Source organism: Butyrivibrio sp. ob235, assembly GCF_900109475.1.
Taxonomy (GTDB): domain Bacteria; phylum Bacillota; class Clostridia; order Lachnospirales; family Lachnospiraceae; genus Butyrivibrio.
The window spans coordinates 50,027-76,851 of record NZ_FOBE01000004.1 but is presented as its reverse complement, the minus strand read 5'-3'; the positions used below and the strand labels follow the sequence as shown (position 1 = coordinate 76,851).

Genomic DNA, 26,825 nt, shown 5'->3' with positions numbered 1-26,825 from the left:
AATGTCCAAGAAATAATCTGGCGTTAATAGTCTTTAAACGTTTTATGAACAAAAAATGAACGGGCAAATTCCTTACCCGTTCACAGAACCAATCACTAATTCTTATTTGGCACCATGATTTTCAGTGCCTTATTCTCATTTTTAATATCAACATAGGTATGCTCTCCGCCAAACTCACCATCTCTTGTCCAGGCTATACTCTCCTTGGATTCCAAGACAAGATGGCTCGTCTTAAAGCAGTACATCTGCTCCGTATCTATATCACGATTTAACAGCGCCGCCATGAGATTACTCATATCAAGCATATTGTCGGGGAATTTTACCAGAGTAACTTCGAAAACGCCATCATCAAGCTTTATATGCTTCCCGGTAATATCCTTAAATCCTCCTACCGAAATGGAATTGGTCACCATTCCGAATACAAAATCATCCTCTATGACCATGTCATCCGCCGTAACCTTCATATGATATGAACGGATCTCCGAAAGCCTTTTGGCCCCCTCAAATATATACGCCATATGTCCGAGAACATTTTTTATATCCTGTTTGGTTAAATAGGATACATCCGTAAATAATCCAAACGCAGCTATGTACACAAAAGTATCACCATTCATAACTCCGATATCACAGGCATATTCCCTACCGGTGACAATTGCCTCGGCAGATGCATGCATAGCAGCCGGAATCCCAAGGCTCATTGCAAAATCGTTTGTCGATCCTGCAGGAACATATCCTATGGGCACACGAGTCTTAGACATCCACATGCCGCTGACAACTTCATCGAGCGTGCCGTCTCCTCCGCTGCAGGTAACAATGTCAAATCCCCTATCTCTGTTTTTAACAGCCTCTATAGCGTCACCCTGCTCCTGCGTAGGATGAACCGTCACTTCGTATCCGGCCTTTGCAAATATATCAATTATGTCCAGCAGATTACTTCTGATACGCTCTTTGCCTGCTTTGGGATTGTAGACAAAAAGCATCTTTTTTTTGTTCATACTGCCTCCACTTATGTTTATAAGTAAACCCCGATTACTTTCATTATAATGAATGTAACCGGGGCTTTCCATAGGATTCAAACAATATTATCTTATGAGAGCTGTAAATTTCCCATAAGGAAACTTTCCATTCCTGCAACTGCATCTGCCTCATCAGAGCCATCAGCAATCACTGTAACCTCTTCACCTGAATTAAGGTTAAGTGTCATCATGCCCATGATACTCTTGGCATTCACCTTCTTGGACTGTGCCTCGATGTGAAGTGTGCTGTCGTAGCGGCTTGCAAGCTGAACCAACTCGGCAACGGGACGTGCCTCAAGTCCACCCGGAAGCTTGATCTCGATAGATTTTGTTGTCATAATTTCCTCCTCTTAACTGCAAAGAACGCAGCTTCGCTCAGCCTCGTATTTTCTCCGCGAGTTCGCTGAGCTTTCTTAGCCTGTGATTAACCCCGGATTTGCCTACCGGCGGATCCAGATATTTTCCAAGCTCTAACAATGTTGCATCAGGATATTGCAGCCTGACCCTGGCCATATCTTCGAGTCCCTTGGGAAGATTCTCAAATCCGTAATGGTCTCTCAAAAACAATATATCCGCGGTCTGTCTCGATGCTGCATTGACTGTTTTTGTGATATTGGCCGTCTCGCAATTAACCCTTCTGTTTATGGAGTTGCGCATCTCTTTAACTATACGCTCGTTTTCCATATTCATGAGACTTACGGGAGCCTCCATAACATTAAGGAGATCTACTATAGCAGTACTCTCTTTAATATATACGACATAGTATTTTTTGCGCATGACAATTCGCGCCTCTATGTCAAAGCTCTCTATCATCTCTTTTAAGTCATCCGCCATTCTCTCGGATGTACATACAAACTCGAGATGGTATGATTTACTCGGATCACTTACTGAACCAATACACAAAAAAGTGTCTCTTAAAAATGCTCTCTTACAACAGGATTGTCTAACCAGTCTGTGACTGATTCCATCATCTGCTGTCCTGATTTTTCCTGTATCATCTATAAGATGAATGGACTTAAGAATTGATGAAATCTCCTCTGTTCCGCTAAGAACAGGCAGGTAAACCTTGCCTCCTGCATGCTCCTCGGGCATTTTATCAAGCACGCTAGCCTCTATATTAAATGCTTTTTTTAGGATTGTAAAGAACTTTCTCGACTGCGCCGCAGCATCTGACTGCAAAAACACAGTGTACATGCCGCTTTCCGAGCACCGTATCAAACCGGAGCCCAAAACAATCGCCGCCAGTTCAGAAAGCTGACAATGCCTCGATGTCGCTATCTGCTTTGCAAGTTCATTTTTAACATCACCGGAAAATGACATCCATATCACCTTGCATGCTTCAAATCTCTGTGATAAATCTTTACCCCGAAATTCTCCGCTTCTTTTAATCTCTCATATATTTCATTTGCTATTGTAACAGATCGGTGCTGACCACCGGTACATCCGATGGCAACCACCAGCTGATATTTTCCCTCATTAATATAACCGGGAACAAGGAATTCCAGCATATCCTTCAGTTTTTCAAGAAACTGTTCGCACTCCGGAAAGCTCTTAACATAGTCCTGAACAGGCTTATCATTTCCTGTAAGATGCTTTAATTCATCAATATAAAACGGATTGGGCAAAAATCTAACATCAAATACCAGATCGGCATCCGATGGAATTCCGTGCTTAAATCCAAAGGACAATACCGTCAAAATCAGGTTACCGCGCTTTTCATTTGCAACGAACAGCCTGTCCATTTCCGTCTTGAATTCACGGGTAAGCAGCTGAGAAGTGTCTATAATATAATCTGCCTGCGAACGAAGCTTCTTAAGAAGCTCCCTCTCCTTCTTGATACCATCTTCAATTCTTCCTTCAGGAGAGAGCGGGTGCCTTCTTCTTGATTCTTTGTATCTCTTTACTAAAACCGCATCCGAGCACTCCAGGAAAAGCACCTCCACAGGAAGTCCTCTTTCCCTGAGTTCTTCAATAACTCTCGGAGCATCCTCAAACCTCTGGCCGGATCTTACATCCAGACCAACTGCAACCTTCGTGATCTCGCTGTCTGGCTGCGTTATCAGCTCTGAAAATTTCTCAAACAGTGCCGGAGGCAGATTGTCTACACAGTAGAACCCCGCATCCTCAAGCATATGTATAGCTGTAGATTTTCCTCCCCCGCTCATTCCCGTTACGATTACAATTCTCATGCCTTAAATTCTCCCAAAAGTATTACCTCCGGAGATAGTTCAACTCCGAAAGACTCCATTACCTTTTTTCTGACGTCGCATATAAGCTTATATACATCATCCGAAGTAGCATCACCGGTATTTATCACAAACCCGCTATGCTTCTCGGAGACCTGTGCTCCCCCTACACTGTAGCCCTTAAGTCCGGCATCCTCTATAAGTTTTCCCGCAAAGTATCCCTCAGGTCTCTTAAATGTTGATCCTGCACTTGGATACTCCAGCGGCTGCTTGGAGACACGCCTGTTCTTAAGATCCTCCATCAGAGCTTCAATATCTGCTCTGTTTCCTTTTTCAAGTTCAATAAGTGCATCGGTTATAACGCAATTAATTCTCTTAAATACACTTGTCCTGTAATCAAACTCGAGCTCATCACGGCTAAAAATTTTCTCGGTACCATCCTCCATAATAGCAGTTACAGAGCGGACAACCTGCTTCATCTCACCGCCATAAGCTCCGGCATTCATCACAAGTGCACCGCCGATAGAACCCGGTATACCGTGAGCAAATTCAAAGCCTTTAAGTTCTTTATCTCTGGCAAGATTAGCAACAGCTACATTAAGTGCTGCCGCTCCTGCTCTTATAACAGTGTCACTCTCGGGAACAACTTCCGCAAACTCTCCCTCCAGAGACAAGATTATTCCTCTGTATCCTTCATCAGAAACAAGGAGATTGCTTCCGTTTCCGAGAATATAATAGTCCTTGGAAAAGGTCAGCCCTTCCTCATGAAAAAGCTTTATCAGCTTTGAAAGAGCCTCTTTTGTTCCTACCTTTACAAAATAATCGGCAGGCCCACCCGTGCGAAACGTGGTGTGCCTGCTCATAATCTCATTTTTTATAATGTTTTGCTTCGGGATAATCTCCGAAAGTTTTACATCCAAATCAATTTTCATTTTTTGAAACCGAATCCAAAACCAGTTTAGCTGCTCCGAAGATTCCCGCATCATTTCCAAGCTTTGCAAGAGCAAACTTTGTTCTCTTTGCGCCGGGGAATACATACTTCTCAAATGAAGGACGAACAAGATCAAAAAGAACGTCTCCTGCCTTTGAAACTCCGCCGCCAAAAACGATGATCTCAGGATTGATAGTGGATGCTATCATTGCAAGACCTTTTCCGAGATATTCGCCATAGCGTGTAATTGCTTCATTAGCAAGCTTATCTCCCTTCTTTGCTGCATCGAAGATGTCCTTGCACATGAAGTCTGTACCGCGAAGAACACACTCCTCATCGCTCTCTTCAAGTAATCTATTCATGAGAAGAACTGCGCCTGTCGCACTTGCATACTGCTCAAGACAGCCTTTATGTCCGCATCCGCATACTAGAGTCTCATCGTCATTGATATGAATATGACCGATTTCTCCGCCGGCACCAGTAGCACCGTTAAAGATCTTGCCGTTGTGGATGATTCCTCCGCCTACACCTGTTCCGAGTGTAACCATGAGCATATCCTTGTAGCCCTGGCCGCCGCCCATCCAGTATTCTCCGAGTGCAGCTACATTGGCATCATTACCGCACTTAACGGGAATCTTAACAAGATCGTGAAGCTCATCCTTCATATTGAACTCACTCCAGCCAAGATTAACTGCCTTGAAGATTGTTCCGTCATCGCCGAAGGGTCCGGGTGCACCTGCTCCTACTCCGACTACCTGTGAATCCTTTATTCCTCTCTCGGTCATCTTATTTCTGATTGCCTCAGCGATATCCGGGAGAACATTTTTTCCCTCGTCCTCTGTTCTTGTAGGAATCTCCCACACTTCGATCTTGTGACCGTCCATATCAAGGAGTCCTATTTTTACGGTAGTTCCGCCTATATCAACTCCGAATATATATCTTTCTACTAAACTTGATGTCTGGTTTTCCATTAACACTACTTCCTTTTTATTATTCTTAATTATTTTCTATGTTTCAATCGTCGTCATCATGACCCTTGGTGAGCGAATTCTGCACTCTGTTATAAAGCTCCTGAGCAGCATTGTAGCCCATCATCTTCTGTCTGTGGTTAACTGCTGCGGACTCACAGATAATCGCAAGGTTTCTGCCGGGACGAATCGGAATTCTGTGACAAACTATCTTGTTTCCAAGATACTCTGTATATTCCTCTTCAAGACCAAGTCTGTCGTATTCCTTGTCCTTATCCCACTCCTCAAGCTTGATAACAAGGTCAATGTTCTGTGTGTCGCGGACGCTGGATACACCGAAAAGTGTCTTTACATCCACGATTCCGATTCCTCGAAGCTCAATAAAATGCCTCGTGATATCGGGAGCTGTTCCTATAAGTGTCACATCACTTACCTTACGCAGTTCCACCACGTCATCGGACACAAGTCTGTGACCTCTCTTAATAAGCTCAAGCGCAGCCTCGGATTTACCGATTCCACTTTCACCTGTTATAAGAACGCCTACGCCGTAAACATCAACCAGAACTCCGTGGATGGAAATGCAGGGAGCAAGCTCCACATTAAGCCATCTGATGATCTCAGCCATGAATGATGATGTAGGCTTTTTAGTTACCATTATCGGAACCTTCTCCTCAAGCGCCATCTTTACGAACATCGGATCCGGTATCAGATTTCTGCAGAAAACGACACACGGAATGTCAAAGGATAAAAATTCGCGATATACCCGCTCCTTATCTTCTGCGGGAATGGATTCCATATATGAATATTCTACGAATCCTATAACCTGAAGTCTTGTAGCCTCAAAATGCTCAAAGTAGCCTGCGAGCTGCAGAGCCGGTCTGTTGATATCGGGCTGATGAATTCGAATCTTGGAAACATCGAGCTCCGGGGTGAGGTTTTCAAGCTCCATCTTTTTAATGACAGTTTTTAGCTTTACCGTTGCCATGAGATACCCCCTTTTAACTTACCACAGTTTAGCACACCCACTGGGCTTTTACAATTATTTCATGCCTCCCCGCATCCTTAAGAATGGAAGAAATCATATATCTGTTTCGCGGCATTTTCAGGAATTTCCGGAACCTGCTTAAGCGTCTCTATATCTGCATTTCTGATATCTTCTATGGATTTAAAATGGCGCATAAGAGCTTTTCTTCTGGCAGGACCCACTCCGGGAATCTCATCCAGGGAGCTCTTTACCTGAGATTTACTGCGAAGAGAACGATGGTACTCTATTGCAAATCTGTGTGCTTCATCCTGAATTCTTGTTATGAGCTTAAAGCCCTCCGAACGTCTGTCTATCGGAAGCTCTTCATTATTGAAATAAAGTCCTCTGGTCCTGTGGTTGTCATCCTTAACCATTCCGCACACCGGAATAGTAATTCCCAGTTCTTCAAGAACCTGCAGGCAGATATTTACCTGGCCTCTTCCACCATCCATCAAAATAAGATCGGGAAACTTTGTAAAGCTGCCGTATCTCGCATCTATCTCGCGCACTTCAAGCTCGTGCTTTTCCTCTAGGCCATGCATAAGTCTTCTGGTGAGTACTTCCTTCATGCATGCATAGTCATCCGGGCCTGTGACGGATTTAATCCTGAACTTCCTGTAATCACTGCGCTTTGGTTTTCCCTTCTCATAGACAACCATCGATCCGACATTGGCAAAACCGCTGATATTGGAGATATCGTAGGCCTCCATTCTGATAATTCCATTGATCCCCAGAAGTTTTTCTATCTCTTTTACAGCTCCTATTGTTCTGCCTTCTTCGCGCTTTAGTCTCTCCTTGTCCTTACTCAGAATCAGCTCTGCATTTTGAGCTGCAAGCTCCATCAGCTTTTCCTTCTGCCCTCTCTCCGGGACACTCAGATAAACCCTGCTTCCTTTTCTCTGGGTGAGCCACTTTTCAATTACTTCCATGTCCTCTATGGCTTCGGGGAGCATGAGCTCTCTTGGAATAAAAGGCGTTCCGGCATAGAACTGTTTTACAAAATTCAGCAATATCTCATTTGTGGGATTCTCGGACACATGCGTCATGTAGAAATGCTCTCTTCCGATAAGCCTTCCGTCTCGGACAAAAAAGACCTGCACCACAGCATCATTCTCATCTGCTGCAATGGCCAGTATATCCTTGTCCTCCATGGCTGAATCAGTCATCTTCTGCTTCTGTGCCACCTGTTTTACACTGGTAAGAAGATCCCTGTAGGTTGCTGCTTTCTCGAAATTCAGCTCCTCCGCCGCTGCCTCCATCTTCTCAGTCAGATCCCTGATTATAGGGGTATAATTTCCTTCCAAAAAGTCCAAAGCACCGCGTATCCTCTCAGCATATTCTTCCTTCGAGATTTTTCCGTCGCATGGCGCAGAGCATCTGTTCATATGATAGTTAAGGCAGGGTCTGTCCAGACCTATGTCTCTTGGCAGAACTCTGTTGCAGGTTCTGAGGCCGTATATCTTGTTTATCAGCTCAATGGTGTCCTTAACTGCTGCCGCACTGGTAAACGGACCGTAATACTTGGACTTATCCTTCTTCATAAGTCTGGAGAATAAGATTCTGGGAAAGTCCTCGGAAACAGTGACCTTTATGTAGGGATAGGTCTTGTCATCCTTCAGCATCGTGTTGTATCTGGGGCAATTTTCCTTGATCAGATTATTCTCAAGGACAAGCGCTTCCAGCTCCGAATCAGTGACGATATACTCAAAGCGAGCAATCTGCTGGACCATGCGGTCAATCTGCGGCCCGCGGCCCACGATTTTCCTGAAGTAGGAGCGCACCCGGTTATTGAGATTCACTGCCTTCCCAACATACATTATCGTGTCATTCTGATCACGCATTATATAAACCCCCGGCTGTTTCGGGAGCTTTTTCAGTTCTTCCTGTACATTAAATTTCTCTTCCATAATTACATCTTATCAAAAAGGCTGCCGCTACGCGACAGCCCTCTGGGTTCTTACAAACATTTTCGTCTTTTCACGAAAATTCTTAGTTCTGATTATCAAAATTGTCAGGCATATGTGAGAAGCGTCCACCACCTGTAGGTGTATCCTCATTCTCTTCCTTCTTCTCAGGCTGAGCGGCATAGGATGCTCCGCCCGGGCCATATGTAGGCTGGCCGTATGTAGGAAGTCCGAAAGATGTCGTGCTCTGCTGCGACTGACCATTGGTAGCGTCTTGAGGCTGCTGCCAGTTTATATATCCCTGCTGGGGCTGTGGCTGCTGCTCAGAAGTAACAGGAACGGGTTCCGGCTCCTTCTCTGCAGAAACAGACTCCTTCTTCTCCTTCTCCTTGATCGGAACATTCTCTCCAACCGCTGCGGATTCGGGGCGTGTAGCATAGATTCTTCCGTGCTTTGCCTCCTCCATCTCTTCCTCGGTGGGTTCGGGAATATTCTCTACCTCGCGATAGATCTTCATGAATTCCTTACCGGTGATGGTCTCTTTCTCTATAAGGAACTGTGCGATCTTATCCATGGTATCAATGTGATCTCGAATGATCTGCTTTGCCTTTTCGTAACAGTCGGCAAGAAGCTTTTTCACCTCTTCGTCAACTTCATACTCTGTCTGCGGGCTGCAGTTGAGCACTCTGTTTCCGTCGAGGTATCTGTTCTGTATTGATTCAAGCTGCATGAGTCCGAACTTATCACTCATACCGAACATTGTTATCATACTTCTGGCCATTGAGGTAGCTTTCTCAATATCATTCTCAGCACCTGTTGTAACTGTGTTGAAAATAACTTCCTCAGCCGCACGTCCACCGAGAGAAACAATGATATCATCAATGATCTCATCCTTGGTCTCGAGGTATTTCTCATCCTCCGGAACCTGCATTACATATCCGAGTGCACCCATAGTTCTGGGAACAATTGTGATCTTCTGAACAGGCTCAGTATTCTTCTGAACCGCACTGATAAGGGCATGTCCAACCTCATGATAGGAGACGATTTTTCTCTCCTCCTTACTGAGGATTCTGTCCTTTTTCTCTTTTCCTACAAGTACCTGCTCAACGGCCTCCATAAGATCCTGCTGGCAAACATACTCTCTGTGCGCCTTAACCGCATTTATGGCTGCCTCGTTGATCATGTTAGCGAGATCCGAACCTACCGCACCGCTGGTAGCCAGAGCGATTCCCTTAAGATCAACGGTCTCATCCATTTTAACGTCCTTGGAATGAACCTTAAGGATCTCTTCACGGCCCTTAAGATCAGGCTTATCAACGATGATTCGTCTGTCGAAACGTCCGGGACGAAGAAGCGCTTTATCAAGAATCTCAGGTCTGTTTGTAGCTCCGAGAACGAGGACACCCTTTGAAGAATCAAAACCATCCATCTCTGAAAGCAGCTGGTTCAGTGTCTGCTCACGCTCTTCATTTCCGCCGCCGTACTTACTGTCACGGCTTCTTCCGATAGCATCAATCTCATCTATGAAAATAATACAAGGCGCATTTTTGCTGGCCTCTGCGAAAAGTTCACGAACACGGCTCGCACCGACACCGACATACAGCTCAATAAAGTCAGATCCTGCAAGTGAATAAAAAGGAACGTGTGCCTCACCCGCAACCGCTTTGGCAAGAAGTGTCTTACCTGTTCCGGGAGGTCCTACCAAAAGAGCACCTTTCGGAAGCTTCGCGCCGATCTTAACGTATCTGCCGGGATTATGAAGGAAGTCAACGACCTCAACAAGAGATTCTTTTGCTTCATCCTCGCCCGCTACATCCTTGAAAGTAACTCCTGTCTCACGCTGCATGTAAACCTTAGCGTTGTTTTTACCGATACCGAGCGGACCGCCGCCCTTCGACATGCGTCTGAACACAAATGAAAGAATCAGCCACATGAGCAAAATCGGAAGAACATAATAAACGGCAAAGGAGATGATCGCACTCGAAGAATCCGGAATCTCACTGCTTACCGGAATTCCTGCATCAAGAAGTCTCTTCGTAAGTGTGGAATCATCCTCGGCTTTACCCGTATAATATGTCAAAACCGTGGTCGAACCGGAGAAGGGATTGAACTTAAGCTCATCAGAACTTACCTTGGGGATAATGTTGATGCGGTCACTCTCGATCACTACGCTCTCAACCTTCTTATCCTCGATCATCTGAATAAACTCGGAATAAGTTACTTCTTTATTACTGGAACCTGTAACCGCGCGCATGAAATATGTCATGAAAAGCACTGACACAAGCGCAGCAACAACCAGCAGTAATATATTTTGTTTCTTGGGACCGCCTTCTCCGCCTGCCCCATTATTGTTATTATAATTGTTATCCATTGCTTACCTCTTAATCTCGTTTCGTGGTTCCTATCGTTCTATTATAAGTATAACAGATGCATAAATCAATTTATAAATTCATAGCTGAAATAAAACTCTCTCCGAAGGTATCTGTACCTGCCAATGAAATCTCACTCGAACGGGCTGCAATATCAGTGATCTTTTTTTGATAATCACAATCTCCGAGCGCCTTTATACAGCCCTTTAGCGAAGTGTTACCTACGCACTCTGTTATGTTTTTATTTATAAATCCCTCCGGTAACATCTTTAGTGCTTTTATCATATCAATATCAAGATGTTCACTGAATCCTCCGGCAATATATACCTTATCCACATCTGCGGAAGTAATGCCATGTTCCGAAAGCAGGGTATCTATCCCGCTTCTTATCGCAGCCTTTGCAAGCTGCAGAGCACGAATATCATTCTGCGGAAAAGAAATCGTCTTTTTTTCATCCTTATATAATATAAAACCTTCTTCGAAATATTCATCCGCCAGAAGACCTGTTTCATCGACGATATCGCATCTTCTGAGTTCGGATACAAGTTCAAGTACTCCGCTTCCGCAGATTCCGAGAGGTTCTGTATTTTCTATCGTCCTGTAATCCGCGGTTTTTTTCTCTTTATCAATCTTTACATGCTCTATGGCTCCCGAAACTCCGGCCATACCGCAGGATATACCGCCTCCCTCAAACACCGGACCTGCTGCCGTCGAGCAGACAGTTATTTTTTTGGAGTCCGCAACTGCCATCTCTCCGTTTGTTCCAAGATCAATAAGCATATAGGTTTTACCCTCAGGTATCTTATAAAAATCAAGGGCATACATACCGGATACGATATCCGCTCCAACAAAAGCAGATATACCTGGCATTATTCTGCATTCGGTTTCATCATAAATATCTTTCTCTTCGAATGTGACTCCAAGTACCTCAGAAAAGCTCATCTCCGGATATGAAAGTCTTACGGGTTTATAGGGAGAAATTCCCAAACCCTCACAGGAATCCCCCACCAGTAAATGAAGCATGGTAGTATTCCCGGCAATCACGACCTCCTTTAAGGCTACATTTTTAAGAAGTCCCTTCAAATCATCCGTTACCAGCTTTCTCAAAACATCAGCATTGCCCTCATTTGCCGCCTTGATCCTGCTTATAACATCGGCGCCGTAACTTCTTTGATGATTCATGGTTACTGCCTTCTTTATGATGTCATTCCCGTCCTTTGGCGATATGATTGCTGCTGCAATCGTTGTGGTACCGATATCTATGGCTGCAACAAAGTTTCCGGACGAAAGATCCTCGCACTTATCCTCTCTGCTCTCCTCCTTTATACTGAAAGCCTTATCTTCTTTTGCAGCGGAAAGATCAGTCTCAATCTCAGCATCCTCTGTAATTACAGCTCTGCAAGCCAGTCTCCAGCCACTTTTTATCTCATCCTCACTAAAAAACGAGCTGTCAGCTGAAGTCGCCCTGGGGGCACCGCTGACAAACCTCACCTTGCACTTTCCGCATCTTCCCATACCTGCGCAGACCATAGGAATATCCATATTTTCGCGCTTAAATAGCTCGGAGAGTAGCGTCCCTCTGCTGATATTGTATGTTTTTCCATTGTATAACAGTTTCATATGTTCTTTCATCGCTGCAATTGGCAACTTAACCCCATTTAATTTGTACATCTTATTTTATAATTATATCTTAATTGTGGTATAATTTTTATCAGTATTCAATAATGGTCTGACAAAAAAGACCACAATATAAAAAGGTAAAACTTAATTTAAAAGGAGGAAATTTTTGTATGGGTATTTTACAAGCTGGAGTCGGAGCTGCTTCAAGTGTTCTCGCTGATTCCTGGAGAGACTATTTCTATTGTGATGCTATTCCTGCTGACACACTTGCCGTTAAGGGCGTTAAGCGTACCGGCAGAGGAAGCTCCAACACCAAGGGTAATGATAACATCATTTCCAACGGTTCAATAATAGCAGTTGCTGACGGGCAGTGCATGATTCTCGTTGATCAGGGAAAAGTAACTGAAATCTGCGCTGAGCCCGGTGAGTTCGTATATGATGTAAGCACAGAGCCTTCTCTCTTCTACGGAAGCCTCTCTTCCAATATCAAGGAAACCTTTAAAAAGATCGGTAAACGTATCAGTTTCGGCGGAGATGCCGCAAACGACCAGCGCATTTACTATATTAATACCAAGGATATCATCGGCAACAAGTACGGTACCGCTAATCCGGTTCCTTTCCGTGTTGTAGATAAAAACATCGGCCTCGACGTTGATATCTCCATCCGTTGCCATGGTGAATACAGTTACAAGATCGTAGATCCCATTCTCTTCTATACCAATCTCTGCGGAAACTTCACAGGAGAGTACAAGAGAGAGAATATCGAATCTCAGCTTAAGAGTGAGCTTCTCACAGCTCTTCAGCCCGCATTTGCAAAGATTTCAGAGACAGGCGTTCGTTACAGTGCTCTTCCCGGACACACCACAGAGATCGCTGATGCACTGAACGAAGTTCTTTCAGCTAAATGGGGCGACACTTACGGAATCAGAATTTCCACATTCGGTATCAACTCCGTAAACGCTTCTGAAGAAGATGAAAAGATGATCAAAGAGCTTCAGAAGAATGCTGTTCTTTCAAATCCCAACATGGCAGCCGCTACTCTTGTAGGCGCACAGGCACAGGCTATGCAGGATGCCGCTAAGAACACATCAACAGGTCCTATGATGGCATTTGCAGGAATGAACATGGCACAGCAGGCAGGCGGCGCAAACGCAGCCGGACTCTTCGCTATGGGGCAGCAGGCACAGCCTGCACAGGCAGCTCCTCAGATGCAGCCTCAGAGCCAGGGTGGTTGGACATGCGCATGCGGAACCGTTAACAACGGCAATTTCTGCTCAAATTGCGGTAAGCCCAAGCCCAGCGCAGACTGGACATGCTCATGCGGAACTGTTAACAGCGGAAAATTCTGTTCAAATTGTGGTCAGCCCAGACCATAATTATCGGCAGAAATAATAGTTTAGGAAATTATCTATGGGATTAACCGAATATGAATGCCCCTCGTGCGGAGGGGTAATGAATTTTGATGCCGGCAGTCAGATGCTGCTTTGTCCTTATTGCGACACCAAAATAAAGGTTAGTGATTACAAAGCCCCCAGACAGGAGGAACAGGACAAAGATGCAAAAGCAGACAGCAATGAATGGCTTTCGGAAGGCACAGAATGGAAACCCGGCGAAACCGATGGTATGGTGGTGTATTCCTGTCAGTCCTGCGGAGGTGAGATAGTCGCCTCTGAGACTGAAGGATCCCTCACCTGCCCTTTTTGCAGTAACAATGTTGTTGTAAAAGAAAAGTTCGCCGGTGACCTTCGCCCCAACTATGTCATCCCGTTTAAGAAAAGCAAGCAGGACGCCATGGACAGCTATGCCGGCTATGTTAAAGGAAAATTGCTTTTACCCAGGGTTTTCTTTGCGCAGAATCATATAGACAAAATTCGCGGAATTTATATTCCGTACTGGCTTTATGATGCAAAGATAGATGCTGACTACAGATTCGAAGCAACAAAGGTCAGAACCTGGAGTGACAGTGACTACAATTACACGGAAACCAGCTTTTACGAGGTTGACAGATCCGGTCACGAAGAATTCAGTCATGTACCCCATGACGCTTCAAAAGAGATGCCCGATGATCTTATGGAATCCATCGAACCCTTCAACTTTTCCGAGGCGGTTCCCTTCAACAGCGGATATCTTGCAGGATTTCTTGCAAACAGATACGACGTTGATGTAGAGGAAACCAAGACGCACATCGTGAATCGTATGGAGAACACGGTTGAAAACGATATCAGAAATACCGTAACCGGCTATTCATCAGTAACACCCATTACCAGAAACAAACAGGTGCGCAGTCTTTCACACAAATATGCGCTCTATCCGGTATGGCTGTTAAACACTTCCTGGAACGGAAACAACTATCTGTTCGCAATGAACGGTCAGAGCGGTAAATTTGTCGGCAACCTTCCTGTAAGTAAGGGACGAGCTGCCGTACTCTATATCCTTTCAGCGCTTGGATTTACACTTATTTCCATAATCATCTGTCTCATCATTATCAGCTAATAATACATTAAGGGATAGGAATATGAATCATAAAAAACAACTGAATATTATTACGGCCATGCTGATATGCTTCATTCTGGCATTGCCTGTCATCCTGTCGTTTAATGTTAAGGCCGGCACCGAGGGTCTTGTGGATCCCGTTTATACGGTAGACGGATCACTTTTCCCTGTAGTCGATGCCGCCGATCTGCTGACGGATGACGAAGAGAACGCTCTGGCAACTCATATCTATCAGGTGGAAAACGAGTATAATTCCGCCATTGTCATTGTTACCGTAGACAGTCTCGGAAGCCGCGATGTAGAGGCCTATGCCGACGATTTTTACGATTATAACGGCTATGGCATTGGAGAAAAACACGACGGAATTCTCTTCCTGATTGATATAACCTCCAGACAATGGCATATTACAACAACCGGCTCTGCAATACAGGTGTACTCGGATTCAGATCAGGAAGACCTTATTGATGCCTGCAAGAGCGATTTATCGGCAGGAAATTATTACTCCTCCTTCGATAAATTTATCTCTGCTTGCAGCAGAAAGCTTCAGGATGATATTGACTCCCACACCTTCACAGCAGGGAAACTCGGAATCTGTATTCTTGCAGGTCTTTTACTTGCACTGATTCCGCTTTTCATATTTATTGCGCAGCTCCACACGGTTCACAGAGAAACCGGAGCTTCGAATTATTCACAAAATGGTCTGTCCCTAACCGGACACCACGACAGATTTATAAGAAAAACTCTGTCAAAGCATGCTAAGCCAAAGGATACCGGCGGTTCTTCAACCCATACAGGTTCTTCGGGAACAAGCCACGGCGGAAGCAGCGGAAGCTTTTAAAAATCCTCGGACCTCATCCATCACTCGGATGAGGTCTTTTTACTTCTTCTGGTAATACAAAATTCAGAAATATAACTGTTTTTTTATAAAAGACTGCTTTTTTTATTGATATACTTATTATCAGGAGAGAGCTATGCGACTTCGCGATTATTTACATATAAACGTGTGGCTGCTGCCCATTTTGCTGGTAATAATACCGGTAATTTTAATTCTTTTTGGCAGCTCATTTATGACCACGCCAAACACCTATCATATGACCACCCTGGAAGACGGATGGTCTGTAAAGCATGGAAATTTTCATGCAGATGATGCATCTCTTGAAGATCTGAATATAGGAGATTCCCAAAAGGGCGATGTTGTAATCCTAAGTACAAAAATGCCTTCGGAGTCGGTGCCATCAGCCTGTATCATGTTCAGGACAATCCTTTCCGTAGTTACTGTATACATAGATAATGAAGTAATCTATACCTATGGAAACGAATATTTTGATTCCGGTCGGCTCCTCCCCAAGCACTTTAATTTTGTTCCAATTAAAAATCCGCAACAATATGCCGGAAAAACTCTGACAATCAGACTCGATGTCACAGAAGATGATGCATTCTCCGGTCTTTCACCGGTCTACTACGGAAACAGATTTGAGCTCGAGCGGCACTTATTGCAGAAAAAGCGCCTCCCTCTGTTCATAGGCGGTTTCCAGCTAGTCTTTGCTTTTCTTTTACTGACACTTTCCTCGTATCTGTATATGTACCACGGACATGATCTGTCACTAATCTTCACTTCACTGATAGCATTTTTCCTTGGTGCCTACAACCTTGCTTTTAACGACCTGTTTTGCTTCCTTTCGGATTATGAAGCCTTCTTCAATTTTCTTGAGTATTTTTCGCTGTACTCAATACCTTTTGCTATTATCGCATTTCTTATCTCATCACATCCCAGCCTTAACAATAATTTAAATAAGATCCTCATAGCGATAAATGCTCTATTCCCGATTATTACCACCGTTTTGCATGTCTGCGGAATTATCCATATTAACATTTTTGTGCCCACACTTCATGTCCTGGCCATATTAGAAACTGTAGTAGAGCTCCCTCAAATTATATCCGATGTTATAAGGCATTATCAGGAACGAAGGAACAGTCCGGAATACGTCGGTATGACTTCAGACAGCATCCTTATACTCGGTCTTGCCCTTTTCATAGTATGCTCGGTAATTGATATCATAAAATACAATGTGCTCAAATTCCTTTTGGCCGGCGGCGAAGCTTACGCTGATATAAACTTCATGACAATCGGTGCACTGTGCTTTGTTCTTTGTCTGTTTGTATTCTATTTCTATCATGGAATTGAGCATATAAACTCCGTCTACATGAAGGAACACCTTGAAGGTCTGGCCTATACAGACTCTCTCACAGGACTCATGAACCGTGCAAAATGCATGCAGTACATGGCCTCGGTACAGGGAAAATTCGCCATTATTTCGATCGATATGGATAATTTGAAACCGGTCAATGACACACTGGGACATCAGGAGGGTGACCGAATGTTAAAGACCTTCGCAGACATCATGAAGCAGGCTTTTTCCGGTGCAGCTTTGATAGGGAGAACCGGCGGTGATGAATTCCTTGTGGCAGTAGAGAATCCCGAGGAAGGAATATGCGAAAAAATGATAAATGACCTGTGTGAAAGACTTAATGCTTTCAACAGTCATGAAACAAACCTTAATCTGTCCGCATCCTGTGGTTTCGCCTACAGCCGTGAAGTTCAGGGAAGCGATGCAGGTGACGTTTTTGTGCTTGCCGATAATCGCATGTATGAAGAAAAAGACAAGCATCATTCTTCCAAGATCGGAAGATTTGTAAATGACATAATGGGCAATACACCCTCGAAGGAAGGAGGTGTACCTGCAGATGATTAAACGAATCAAATTCCTTATAATTGCACTTCTTACCTTCCTGCTTCTTGTAACTATATGCCACTTTTTATTCTATCCGGCTAATGCAGGAAAGATATACACATTTGATAAAGAATGGTCTGTTGAATTTAACGAAGAAAGCTTCGAGAATATCACTCTTTACGATATCCCGAAGGCTCTTAACTATGCATCAAAAAAGGGAGATACCATTGTTCTCTCAAGGACCATTCCCGAGAGCAGTTCCTTCGATTTTCCTACGTTGATGTTCCTCTCAAGATATTCTGCATTTGACCTGTTTATTGATAATGAACTCGTCCATTCCGAATATAAAGATTTGCTGAAAAACGGGGATTACATTGGCTGCAGTTACCACGTTGTTCCTGTTCCGGAAAAGGATCATCCTATGGAGCTGCGGCTCGTCCTCTATGTTGAAGAAGACAGCTTCTATAATTTTTTCTTGCCGCCTGTATACGGCGATTATCACGATGTCATGCGCTCCTACATATTCCATAATATGTTCCCTCTTGCTTCGGGAATTTTCCTGATTATTTTTGGTGCTGCTTTTCTGATTATCACCTTAAGTTTTTACAAAACTCTGCCCAATATTCTCTCCCAGCTCTTTGCATCAGTCCTGTTTATTAATCTGGGATTATGGCTCTTGGGTTACTTCAGGCTGATCGACTTTTTCATCGACACCAAAAGCAAAGCGACCGAAATCGAGTATGTCTCTCTTTATCTTATGGTGCCTCTTACTTACCTTATTGTCGGCTGCATCCAACAGCACTACCGCGATTGGATATTTATGGTAGTGTCCTGCACCAGTTCCCTCATTTGCCTTGGACTAATTGCACTCCATTTTACTGGTGTCATGCATATGAATCGTACGTTACCGTATTTTCAGTGCATATCCATAATATGTTCCTTCTTCATGCTTATCATCTTCTTTAAAGATTTTAAGCAAAAAAAGCTTGCGCCTGCCGAGGTAATACAGTTACTCGGTCTTTCTGTTTTTGCTCTGTCATACATAATCAACTATTCCGCTTTTTCTCTGGAAATAAGGAATATTGTTCCCTCATCATTCCTGACAACACGCATGATTCCAATGGCAGGACTGATATTCGTTTTCGCAAACCTCATTAACTATTTCATTTACTTGTCGGAATCCTTCGCCATGAGAAAAGAGTATGCGTCTCTGACACACCTTGCTTATGCAGACGGACTGACAGATCTTCCAAACAGATCACGCTATGATAAGTATCTGGAAGATTTGGACAAAAGCGATGACGACTACTGCATAGTAAGTCTTGATCTTAACGGCCTTAAGGAAATTAACGATAGCGACGGACATGCCGCAGGAGATAAATATTTATTGGAATTCTCTCAGGTTCTTAAACAGTGTTTTGATGACAAAGCTTTCATCGCCAGGATAGGTGGCGATGAGTTTGTGGCAATTCTCAAAAAGGAACATTTTGATGAAGTGGATACTCTTTTAACAAGGCTTAAAGACGCGCTTGAGGTGAAAAATGTTCTGTATCCCGGCTACAGAAGAAGCGTAGCTTCCGGTTATGCCTTCAGCACTGAAGTGGAGCAGAAAAACTCTCACAGTGTTTATCTGCTTGCCGATAAGCGAATGTATGAAAACAAAAAGCTCATGCACGCAAAGCTCGGCATAGTTGCAAGGATATAGATTATTTACAGAGCATCTCCTCAAGCTCTGCCTGTGCCTCAGAAAGCCCTTCGTCTATATCTTTCTCCCCGTTTATGATAAGCTCCATCTTATTTCCGAGTATTGTATAAAATTCGGTCCACTCTTCCATATCAGGTCTGTAAACACCGTTTTCAAGAGCAGCACAGACCGCTTTTAGCGGAGGATTATCTGCCAGAATCTTCTCATCAGTAAGGCATGAGTATCTGCAGGGAACGCCTCCGTATTCTATTGTACTTTTTTGCACTTGAGGGTCCATCAGATACTTAACAAGCTTCACTGCCAATTCCTTATTTTGGCTATTTACAGGAACACCTATGGTCCATATACCATATACATTTGCATTATACCCTTCAGAGTCACTGAACGCTTTTCCCGTAAGTGCAATGTAGTCAGATGCTGATCTCTTTGTAGGCGTATACCACCCCGGCCAGCCTACCGCCATAGTAGCTGCTCCGTTGTCGATCGCCATTATAAGGTCATCTCTGCTTTCCGATTTTCCTGTAGCAATCAGCTGCATATAAAAATTGAGCGCTTTCTTGAATTCCTCTGTATTTACCGTGGGCTTGTTATTTTCATCAACAACCCACCCGCCGTAGGATCTGAGAATCGGGAGAAAATCCACCACATAATTGTTCTCGGAATCGCCCCTGTACATGAACCCCAGGTTCCCTTTATCCTGTGAAGCCTTGCACACCTGATATATCTCTTCAAGGGATGAAAGTTGTTCAACATTATATCCCGCTTTCTCCACGTTATATTTATTGAAAAGAAGAACGGTCACATTGCCGTAAAAAGGCGCAACATATATATCATTTCCATCGTAGCAGATAGTCGTGGTAGCTTTTATAATGTCATCGTCCAGTTCATATCCTTCTTTGGAAAGGTTTAACAGTAATGAATTTGCGGTCATCTCTGCCTTCCAGGATCCGTCTATCATACAAAGATCATATTGCCCTTCAGTCTTCGATGCATTTTCAAGAATACCTTTGTGAAGCTCTTCTTCTCCAAGTTCCAGCACATCACAAATAACCTGGTTCTCTTCTTCAAACTGAACAAGGCAGGATTTTATCGCATCGGAGTAAATACCGGCTCTTAGCGCCAATGTTATATGAGGCGCCTTCTCCGGATCCACTCCCGATACTTTTTGATTATTCTGCTGTTTCCCGCAGGACATCGCACATATAAGCACCATGACTGTCAGTATAGCGGAAAGCATTCTCTTCCACTTCATACACCTATACTCCCCTTTCTGGCGTTGGGATATCTCTCCATTTTAAGATTGACATCCTCCATACAGGAATCAATTTTACTCATCGGTATATTACAAAAAATGTTTACAAGATTCTCATCAAGCTGTGTACCGGCTGCTAATCGAAGTTCGGATGTAGCTTCAGCGTAGGGCAAAGTAGCTTTGTACAAGCGATTCATTGTCATGGCAGAATAAGCATCTGCCACCGCAATCATTCTGGCTCCGAGGGGAATCTGTTCCCCTGTCAGCTGGTGATAGCCCTTACCATCAATTCTTTCATGATGATACAGAATGTAGGAAAGAGTTTTCCCCATCCCGGGCACATCCTTTAACATATTTACTCCTATATCAGGATGCTTCTTTACTATCTCCCACTCATTTTGTCCAAGCTTCCCCGCATGTTCCATTATCGAATCAGGTATGCCATTTTTACCTATATCCAAAAGAAGCGACGCATAGTGAAGGTCAATCTGGCTGACCTGTAATCTGTATCTGAAGGGCATAAATTCATATAATACCATCGTCAGATTATGCACATGGAGAGAATGTCCGTCGAGATTAGGATTTCCCGCTTCAATAATTCCAACCAGTATCTCAAGAATTGCTGCCGTGCGCTTTTTCCTGGTATAGTTTTCATGCAGAGTAATTGCTGTGAGCATTAGCAGTATTATTATGAAAAATATCAGCAGGTTGATCTCATTTGAATTCATAATCTACCTCCCTGCCTTTATTCTTCTGCGTCCATAAAACGTATCTGATTTTTTCCTGCCCGCTTGGATTCATACAGGGCCTCGTCAGCACGCTTATAAGCAACATCTATGTCTCTGTCATTTTCTGTTATCTCGGTCACCCCAAGAGATGCATGTATTCCGTGAAGATCTCCTACTTCTACACTGTTAAGTGATCTGAGCATATTTTGAAGAAGCTCCGTAACTTCCTCTCTGTTCTTCTTCCCTCTTATAAACACTATAAATTCATCACCGCCAAGCCTTCCGGGAAAACTGATTCCTTCCTTCAAAACCTTTTCCTGAAAAGTCCACTTCTTTGTCATATCCACTCCGAGGCCCTCGATAATTGTCTGTCCCGCTATCTGGATAGCCTTATCGCCCATCTGGTGCCCAAGTTTATCATTTATCTGTTTGAACTCGTCGAGGTCGAGAAGACATATTGCAATATATTCATCATGTGGATTTGAAAGGATATTTCCTGCAAGGGAGAAGAAACGTCCTCTGTTTAACAAAGACGTAAGCGCGTCAAAACTTGATTTTATCTCCAGCTCGCGCTGAATCTGTATATTTTTCTGCATCGTGACAAACTGCTGCATTCTGGTCCTCTGAAAGGCAAAGTGCAGCACGATTGAAAGTGAAACAAAAATGATTACATTATATAAATCCTGCTCTGCGATGGAAATAGCTTTGATTTTAAAAGAACAATATAGAAAACATCCGCAGCACAATGCTATGCCTGCCAATGTCCTTAGCATGGTGGAAATGAAAGAAAAAGACAATACAACCAGCATGACCATGAAAAGTGTAGCTGCCATGTATGGCTGATCAATTGATATTTGAATGGAATAGGCCATCCATATAAGCATATTTACGACTACCAGAACCGTCACTCTTCCGGTAGTTGGTTTCGCTCCATAGGTCTTGCACACCACAAAAAATACAGCTGAAACAACTGCATAAGCGATATATAGTCTCATCTCGCTCTGGTTTACGCTGAAGATATCAAACGCCGAGAATATAATACACAGCACGTTCACTATAAAGAACCATATATTCAGAATCATCACATGTTTTCTATTGGTTCCGTTTATAAGCTCTGTGCATTCCTCTTTAGTTTCTTTATCGTAACCGTAATGATTTATACTTTGTGCTCTCATGCTCCAATCCTCATTATTGAAATCGCATAGCATGCCACAATACGTATATTATTACTGTAACAGATAAATCTAATAATTATCTAAAGATAGCATTATATTTATATGATAAGCTTTTTCACAGCGCTCAGTAATTCTTCATCCTTCATGGGAATCTGCATTCCGAATAAGTCCGGCTTCTCCGGTTCTATAAGACCTCTTTCAATTACCTGTGCAACAGCATTAGCACAGATGCGGCAATCATAGATATCCTTTAGTTTCTTGGCCTTATCCCAGTCAACATCCTTTATATTAAGTGAATCCCTCATCATGGCGTGCAATATCAGAGCCGCTTTTTTCTTTGTGACAGGTTGCATCAGCATCTCTTCTGAATTATCCGCCATCATATGCTTCCAAAAAGCGGCTGTATCGCCATGGTATTCTTCTGTTAAATAATCTATGAATGCTTCAGTCGTCATTTTACCTATTTAATCAGCCTTTAGGAGTCACAACAATCGTAACCTGGTCACAGGCTTTAAGTCCGTCTACTTTAAATACACCTGTGTCATTCTCGGTTTCTTCTCCTGTCCAAATATCTTTTACAAGATATTTATCTGCTGATTTTATCCTATCTCCCAGGAACTTTTGAATTTCCTTATGGGTAATACTGTAAGAGTCCTTCTTATCTTCCTCGCTGACATTTACAAAGGTTATTGCAAATCTGTCCCCGCTAAGCGGTTTAACAAGAATATCCACACGGTTTATATCGCGAATATATTCCTTGTCAGGACACTCCTTCGCCAGAGTTGAAAATACCCTCTTTGCCTGAACTCCGAGAGAGTCCTGATTAATTGCAATAGCATCGTCATTGGCGATTATGTTATAGATCCAGTCACCTTTTTGTACTCTTCTAAGATCAAGTCCCAGCATAAGAGGCGAATTCATCATGCACCACAGTGTCATATGTGTTCTGCACTGAATCTCATCAAGTCCGTCCATGCCTATCATCAGCATATCGGGATCGTTCCAGCCCTTATCAAGACCTGCGAACTCATCCATTATGACTGCCTTGTTATACTGCGTCGTCACACTTGGAGTATAATCATCCTTCCAGTCGCCGTGCCCGGGATCTCCATCACTTCCTACCCGGAATGTTATATCATTCAGGATTCTCCAGCTGTCACATACTTTGTAAGCCCAGTTCTGCGGATGACTCTTACCCCATTCGCAGGCAGAATAGATGATATCGTGTCCGGGAGCAGCTTCATTAAGTGCCTTCAGGATTCTGGAATATGAATTAAGAGTGTTTTCCTGTCTTCTGTGATTCATAATCCTGATATGATTAATACCATCACCAAGCTTGACTGTAACAGGCTCACTCCAGATGAATTCCTTATCTGCAGCCTCTTTATTTTCTTCCCCGTCCAGATCCGGCATATTGTTATCCACGGGATTATTTCTGTTATCGGGATCATTCAAATTCTTATCAGAGAGCTCCGCATCAAGTCCCTTGGTAAGAAAATCGTCATAATAATACTCATCCCCTACCGCAAGCTGAAGCCAGTCACCACGCCCCTCCTCTTTTGAGGATCTGTATTCCACTAAGATCTGGTATTCATTATTATCTGTCTTATTATCAGCAGAGGGCTCATAATCAAAAATGAGTTCACTGCTTCTAACTCCCACGGGAGAAGCATCAGGTCCCGTTCCATCGAAGGTTCCGAGCCCCGTCACATAATCCTTTTCTGCATGAGCACGATCACCGGTTATTCTGCCATCGGATACGGCGCTAAGAATCTCGCTTTTCTTTCCGCATATTTTTATTGCTCTGATATCAGGCGTAAAGGTGTATGCAGCATTCTCTGAATTTGAAAAAGTAGCGTTATCAAAAGGATAATAGCAATTATCAACCTTCATAAAATCAACGCCCCATTCAACATAGCTTTTTGCATCCACATCCTCGTATCCGCAAATGCCAACCCTTGCTCCGGAGCAGGTCTTTACACCTATATCATTGTACATGCCAAACTTAAGACCTTTAGCATGGACATAATCGGAAACAGACTTAAAACCACCCGGGAACTTCACCGGTTCCGCAGCTAGCTTTCCGTCAATCCTCTCGGGGTTATAACAGCCATCGTCCAAAACTACATACTGATAACCTTTCTTATCAAGGCCCAGCTCTACCATTTTATCTGCCATTGCCTTAGTCAGTGCTTCGGTATTACAGCTTCCGAAGGCATTCCAGCTGTTCCACCCCATTGCAGGAAGGTGGTTTTTCTTTTTTCCAAGTAATATTTCGTTATTATCAAAACTGTTAAAGCGTCCGGCCTCTGTTATTTTGTCAGGTCTAAGCATAGGTCCTCCCGTGAAAAGAAACTTATCTGTATTTACATTATTAACTTATCCTAGTTTTGCAAAAAACTCTTCTCACTATTTGCCTTGCTACTGTCAAATAATGCTTTAAAAGTGCGCTTTTCTTTTATAACTCAAATTCCTCACCCGGCTGCAGGATCATCACTTTTTGACCCGGATATTTTATTTCCACATAGTCCTTAAACTCGTTTGGATCAGCACCATTGAACTTAAACATATCGTAATGTCCCGGAACAGCAAGTGCCGGCTTTAAAGTACCCACCAGATCTGCTGCCTCCTGATATGTCATATTTCCTATGCAGTTATCGCGAAGTCTCACTGCATCACGACCGTTTATCGGAGGGAACATGACATCAAAGGGTCCGCTTTTCCTTAGCTTGTCATATACCCCTTCATACAAGCAGGTGTCTCCCATGTGGCAGATTTTTTTACCACCGAAAGTAACTATATACATCAGATACGGATGTAGCCCCTCCGGCGCAGTATCAAGAAATTCATGCGCAGCAGGAATTGCCTCTATGTGCAGGTCATCTACATCCGCAGAGTATTCTTCATCCACAAAAATAAACCGTTCTTTTTCTATTCCAAGCTCAGAAGGCAAAGTCTTTTCAAAGTACTTAGGTGCTACAAATTTTGCCTTGGAGTTTAACCCCGCAATTTTTATCCAGGCATCTCTGTCAATATGATCTATATGGTCATGGGTTCCGAAAAAGAGGGAAACATCCTTCAATTCTTCGATATCGAACGGGTTCTTTACCTGTCTGTCATCCAGATCAGATAAAAATAAATCTATACCGAACCTGTAGCCTGTCTCCTCATCCCATACGAGAATTCCCTGTTGTCCTGTACGCATGAATTTAACTGCCATGATGAACCTCCTCTTAGCACATTATTTCTTCTGCATATCACTTACTATTTTCCCATTCTCAACGTAAAGTCTCTCTGTCGCTATCCTGTCCACAAACATCTTGTCGTGCGATGTAAAAATCAAAGTACCTTCATACTCTATGAGCAGCTTTTCAAGCGCCTCAACCGACGGAATATCCAGATAATTTGTAGGCTCGTCAAGAATGAGCAAATTGACATCCGACACAAAAAGCATCGCAAAGGAAAGCTTCATCCTCTCTCCTCCGGATAACTGTGATGCCTTCTTGTTCATGTCTTTTTCAGTAAGCAGTAACCTGGATAATATTATACGTGATAAGCTTTCTGTCTGTATACTTACCCTTCTTATGTTTTCAAGCACTGTCCGGTCATAATCTATCTGCGACATGTTCTGCTTGGCGTATCCGATCTTAGCCCCCGGAACTACGTAGACCATATCTCTATTTGCTATGAGTTCCAGCAGTGTTGTCTTACCGGCACCGTTACTTCCAAGAAGCGCCACCTTACTTCCGTTTTTTATCATGAAGTCCGCATCATCAAGTATCACATTGTCATCGTATGAAAAGTTAATATGCTCGCCTCTTATGACGATTGGGTTCCTCGGAGGGTTTGTCAGCCTGAAATCCGGTCTTGCTGTTGGTTCCTCCTTTGGCTTCTCCTTTACCTCCATGTGTTCTATCCTTTTTAAGACATTGGATGCACTTTTCTCAATTCCTCTCGCCTTATCCTCAGGTTTCCTGTTTCCGCAAAGGGCCCGTGCCTTAGCTTCACTTGCAGTGATGTTCCTTGGCTTTTTCTCAACCTTCTTTGCCTTGGCTTTCTTCTGAGTGTAAACATTCTGCAATCTTTTCTTTTCAGACTGATAGTTTTCATATTCCGAGAGCTGTGTTTTATACTGCTCTTCCTTCTGAACAACATAATCATCATAATTGCCGTTATAGCTTTGAAGCTCACTAAAGGATATCTCAACAATCCTGTCGCATAGCTCATTGAGTACGGTTCTGTCATGGCTGATGATAACCATTGTTTCAATTTCTCTAAGTCTTTTCTTTAAAAGCTCCACCCCATCAAAATCAAGGTTTGAGGTTGGCTCATCAAGGAAAGCTACCGCCTGAGGGCTTGAAAAAAGCTGCGCCAGTCTGATTCTTGTATTCTCGCCGCCGCTGACATTTTCTTGCCAGAGCTGATCGCTGACTCCCATTTTTCCTGCTTCCTCATAGTCTGTATCATAAACTTCCGTCATTCCAAACTGCTCAAAATAAAATGGCTCACAGTCTCTGTAAACTGTCCCTTTAGTCGGTTCTATTTCTCCTGATAGAATTTTCAAAAGAGTGCTTTTCCCTGCTCCGTTTACACCAACAAGACCTACCTTTTCACCTTCGTATAAATAAAATCTGTCAAAATCAAGAACAGTCTGTTCGCCGTAGGAATGAACTATATTTTCTGCTTTTATAAGTAATCGTCTGGGCATAGTACCTCCTTTTA

At 43.4% G+C, this 26,825-nt stretch carries 22 protein-coding genes; 5 read left to right on the top strand and 17 right to left on the bottom strand.

The features are described from left to right. Positions 1-95: 95 nt before the first annotated feature. The 10 genes from BMW61_RS05335 to BMW61_RS05290 form a co-directional block, all read right to left on the bottom strand. Positions 96-995, bottom strand: coding sequence for a diacylglycerol/lipid kinase family protein (locus tag BMW61_RS05335; protein ID WP_091820220.1), 900 nt, complete (start codon positions 993-995; stop codon positions 96-98). 92 nt (positions 996-1,087) lie between these two features. Then, on the bottom strand, positions 1,088-1,354 hold the full coding sequence (locus tag BMW61_RS05330; RefSeq protein ID WP_022761101.1) for an HPr family phosphocarrier protein: 267 nt from the start codon (positions 1,352-1,354) through the stop codon (positions 1,088-1,090). Between the two features lie 37 nt (positions 1,355-1,391). Then, positions 1,392-2,336 carry a DNA-binding protein WhiA gene (whiA, locus tag BMW61_RS05325; protein ID WP_022761100.1) on the bottom strand — a complete coding sequence of 315 codons (945 nt, stop codon included), beginning with the start codon at positions 2,334-2,336 and terminating at the stop codon, positions 1,392-1,394. 5 nt (positions 2,337-2,341) lie between these two features. Beyond that, a complete protein-coding gene (gene rapZ, locus BMW61_RS05320) occupies positions 2,342-3,205 on the bottom strand; it encodes an RNase adapter RapZ (RefSeq protein WP_022761099.1) in 864 nt (287 codons plus the stop codon). Then, the gene (gene murB, locus BMW61_RS05315) at positions 3,202-4,134 is read right to left on the bottom strand and encodes a UDP-N-acetylmuramate dehydrogenase (protein WP_091820219.1); all 933 of its coding nucleotides are present in this window, start codon (positions 4,132-4,134) and stop codon (positions 3,202-3,204) included. The genes rapZ and murB overlap by 4 nt, the downstream gene beginning before the upstream one ends. Beyond that, positions 4,124-5,104 carry an ROK family glucokinase gene (locus BMW61_RS05310; protein WP_091820217.1) on the bottom strand — a complete coding sequence of 327 codons (981 nt, stop codon included), beginning with the start codon at positions 5,102-5,104 and terminating at the stop codon, positions 4,124-4,126. The genes murB and BMW61_RS05310 overlap by 11 nt, the downstream gene beginning before the upstream one ends. Positions 5,105-5,147: 43 nt before the next feature. Continuing rightward, positions 5,148-6,086, bottom strand: coding sequence for an HPr(Ser) kinase/phosphatase (hprK, locus tag BMW61_RS05305; RefSeq protein WP_026498524.1), 939 nt, complete (start codon positions 6,084-6,086; stop codon positions 5,148-5,150). Positions 6,087-6,163: 77 nt separating this feature from the next. Then, positions 6,164-8,032, bottom strand: coding sequence for an excinuclease ABC subunit UvrC (uvrC, locus tag BMW61_RS05300; RefSeq protein WP_022761096.1), 1,869 nt, complete (start codon positions 8,030-8,032; stop codon positions 6,164-6,166). An 82-nt stretch (positions 8,033-8,114) separates the two neighbouring features. Beyond that, positions 8,115-10,400: an ATP-dependent zinc metalloprotease FtsH gene (ftsH, locus tag BMW61_RS05295; protein WP_091820216.1), complete on the bottom strand. Its 2,286-nt coding sequence runs from the start codon at positions 10,398-10,400 to the stop codon at positions 8,115-8,117. A gap of 70 nt (positions 10,401-10,470) precedes the next feature. Next, positions 10,471-12,018, bottom strand: coding sequence for an ASKHA domain-containing protein (locus BMW61_RS05290; RefSeq protein ID WP_175475104.1), 1,548 nt, complete (start codon positions 12,016-12,018; stop codon positions 10,471-10,473). A gap of 170 nt (positions 12,019-12,188) precedes the next feature. On the opposite strand from BMW61_RS05290, the gene BMW61_RS05285 reads away from it, so the two are divergent. The 5 genes from BMW61_RS05285 to BMW61_RS05265 all read left to right on the top strand — a co-directional run bounded on the left by BMW61_RS05285 (position 12,189) and on the right by BMW61_RS05265 (position 18,948). Beyond that, positions 12,189-13,394, top strand: coding sequence for an SPFH domain-containing protein (locus BMW61_RS05285; protein ID WP_091820213.1), 1,206 nt, complete (start codon positions 12,189-12,191; stop codon positions 13,392-13,394). A gap of 76 nt (positions 13,395-13,470) precedes the next feature. Beyond that, complete coding sequence (locus BMW61_RS05280; protein WP_242876630.1) at positions 13,471-14,511, top strand: TFIIB-type zinc ribbon-containing protein; 1,041 nt, start codon at positions 13,471-13,473, stop codon at positions 14,509-14,511. A gap of 22 nt (positions 14,512-14,533) precedes the next feature. Then, entirely contained in the window at positions 14,534-15,349 is an 816-nt protein-coding gene (locus BMW61_RS05275; protein WP_022761091.1) for a TPM domain-containing protein, read from the top strand. Positions 15,350-15,482: 133 nt separating this feature from the next. Beyond that, a complete protein-coding gene (locus BMW61_RS05270; RefSeq protein WP_091820189.1) occupies positions 15,483-17,264 on the top strand; it encodes a GGDEF domain-containing protein in 1,782 nt (593 codons plus the stop codon). Beyond that, the gene (locus tag BMW61_RS05265; protein WP_091820187.1) at positions 17,257-18,948 is read left to right on the top strand and encodes a GGDEF domain-containing protein; all 1,692 of its coding nucleotides are present in this window, start codon (positions 17,257-17,259) and stop codon (positions 18,946-18,948) included. The genes BMW61_RS05270 and BMW61_RS05265 overlap by 8 nt, the downstream gene beginning before the upstream one ends. Before the next feature lies 1 nt (position 18,949). On the opposite strand, the gene BMW61_RS05260 is transcribed toward BMW61_RS05265, so the two are convergent. From BMW61_RS05260 to abc-f, 7 genes are all read right to left on the bottom strand, one after another. After that, positions 18,950-20,200, bottom strand: coding sequence for an extracellular solute-binding protein (locus BMW61_RS05260; RefSeq protein ID WP_242876628.1), 1,251 nt, complete (start codon positions 20,198-20,200; stop codon positions 18,950-18,952). After that, the gene (locus tag BMW61_RS05255; protein WP_022761087.1) at positions 20,197-20,928 is read right to left on the bottom strand and encodes an HD-GYP domain-containing protein; all 732 of its coding nucleotides are present in this window, start codon (positions 20,926-20,928) and stop codon (positions 20,197-20,199) included. The genes BMW61_RS05260 and BMW61_RS05255 overlap by 4 nt, the downstream gene beginning before the upstream one ends. A 17-nt stretch (positions 20,929-20,945) precedes the next feature. After that, on the bottom strand, positions 20,946-22,103 hold the full coding sequence (locus BMW61_RS05250) for a GGDEF domain-containing protein (protein WP_175475103.1): 1,158 nt from the start codon (positions 22,101-22,103) through the stop codon (positions 20,946-20,948). Between the two features lie 98 nt (positions 22,104-22,201). Continuing rightward, positions 22,202-22,558, bottom strand: a complete 357-nt coding sequence (locus tag BMW61_RS05245; RefSeq protein ID WP_139176216.1) for a hypothetical protein — start codon at positions 22,556-22,558, stop codon at positions 22,202-22,204. Positions 22,559-22,571: 13 nt separating this feature from the next. Next, positions 22,572-24,437 carry an alpha-galactosidase gene (locus BMW61_RS22395; RefSeq protein WP_242876626.1) on the bottom strand — a complete coding sequence of 622 codons (1,866 nt, stop codon included), beginning with the start codon at positions 24,435-24,437 and terminating at the stop codon, positions 22,572-22,574. A 124-nt stretch (positions 24,438-24,561) separates the two neighbouring features. Then, complete coding sequence (locus BMW61_RS05230; RefSeq protein WP_091820184.1) at positions 24,562-25,323, bottom strand: MBL fold metallo-hydrolase; 762 nt, start codon at positions 25,321-25,323, stop codon at positions 24,562-24,564. 21 nt (positions 25,324-25,344) lie between these two features. Beyond that, on the bottom strand, positions 25,345-26,811 hold the full coding sequence (gene abc-f, locus BMW61_RS05225) for a ribosomal protection-like ABC-F family protein (protein WP_091820183.1): 1,467 nt from the start codon (positions 26,809-26,811) through the stop codon (positions 25,345-25,347). Positions 26,812-26,825: the final 14 nt, after the last annotated feature.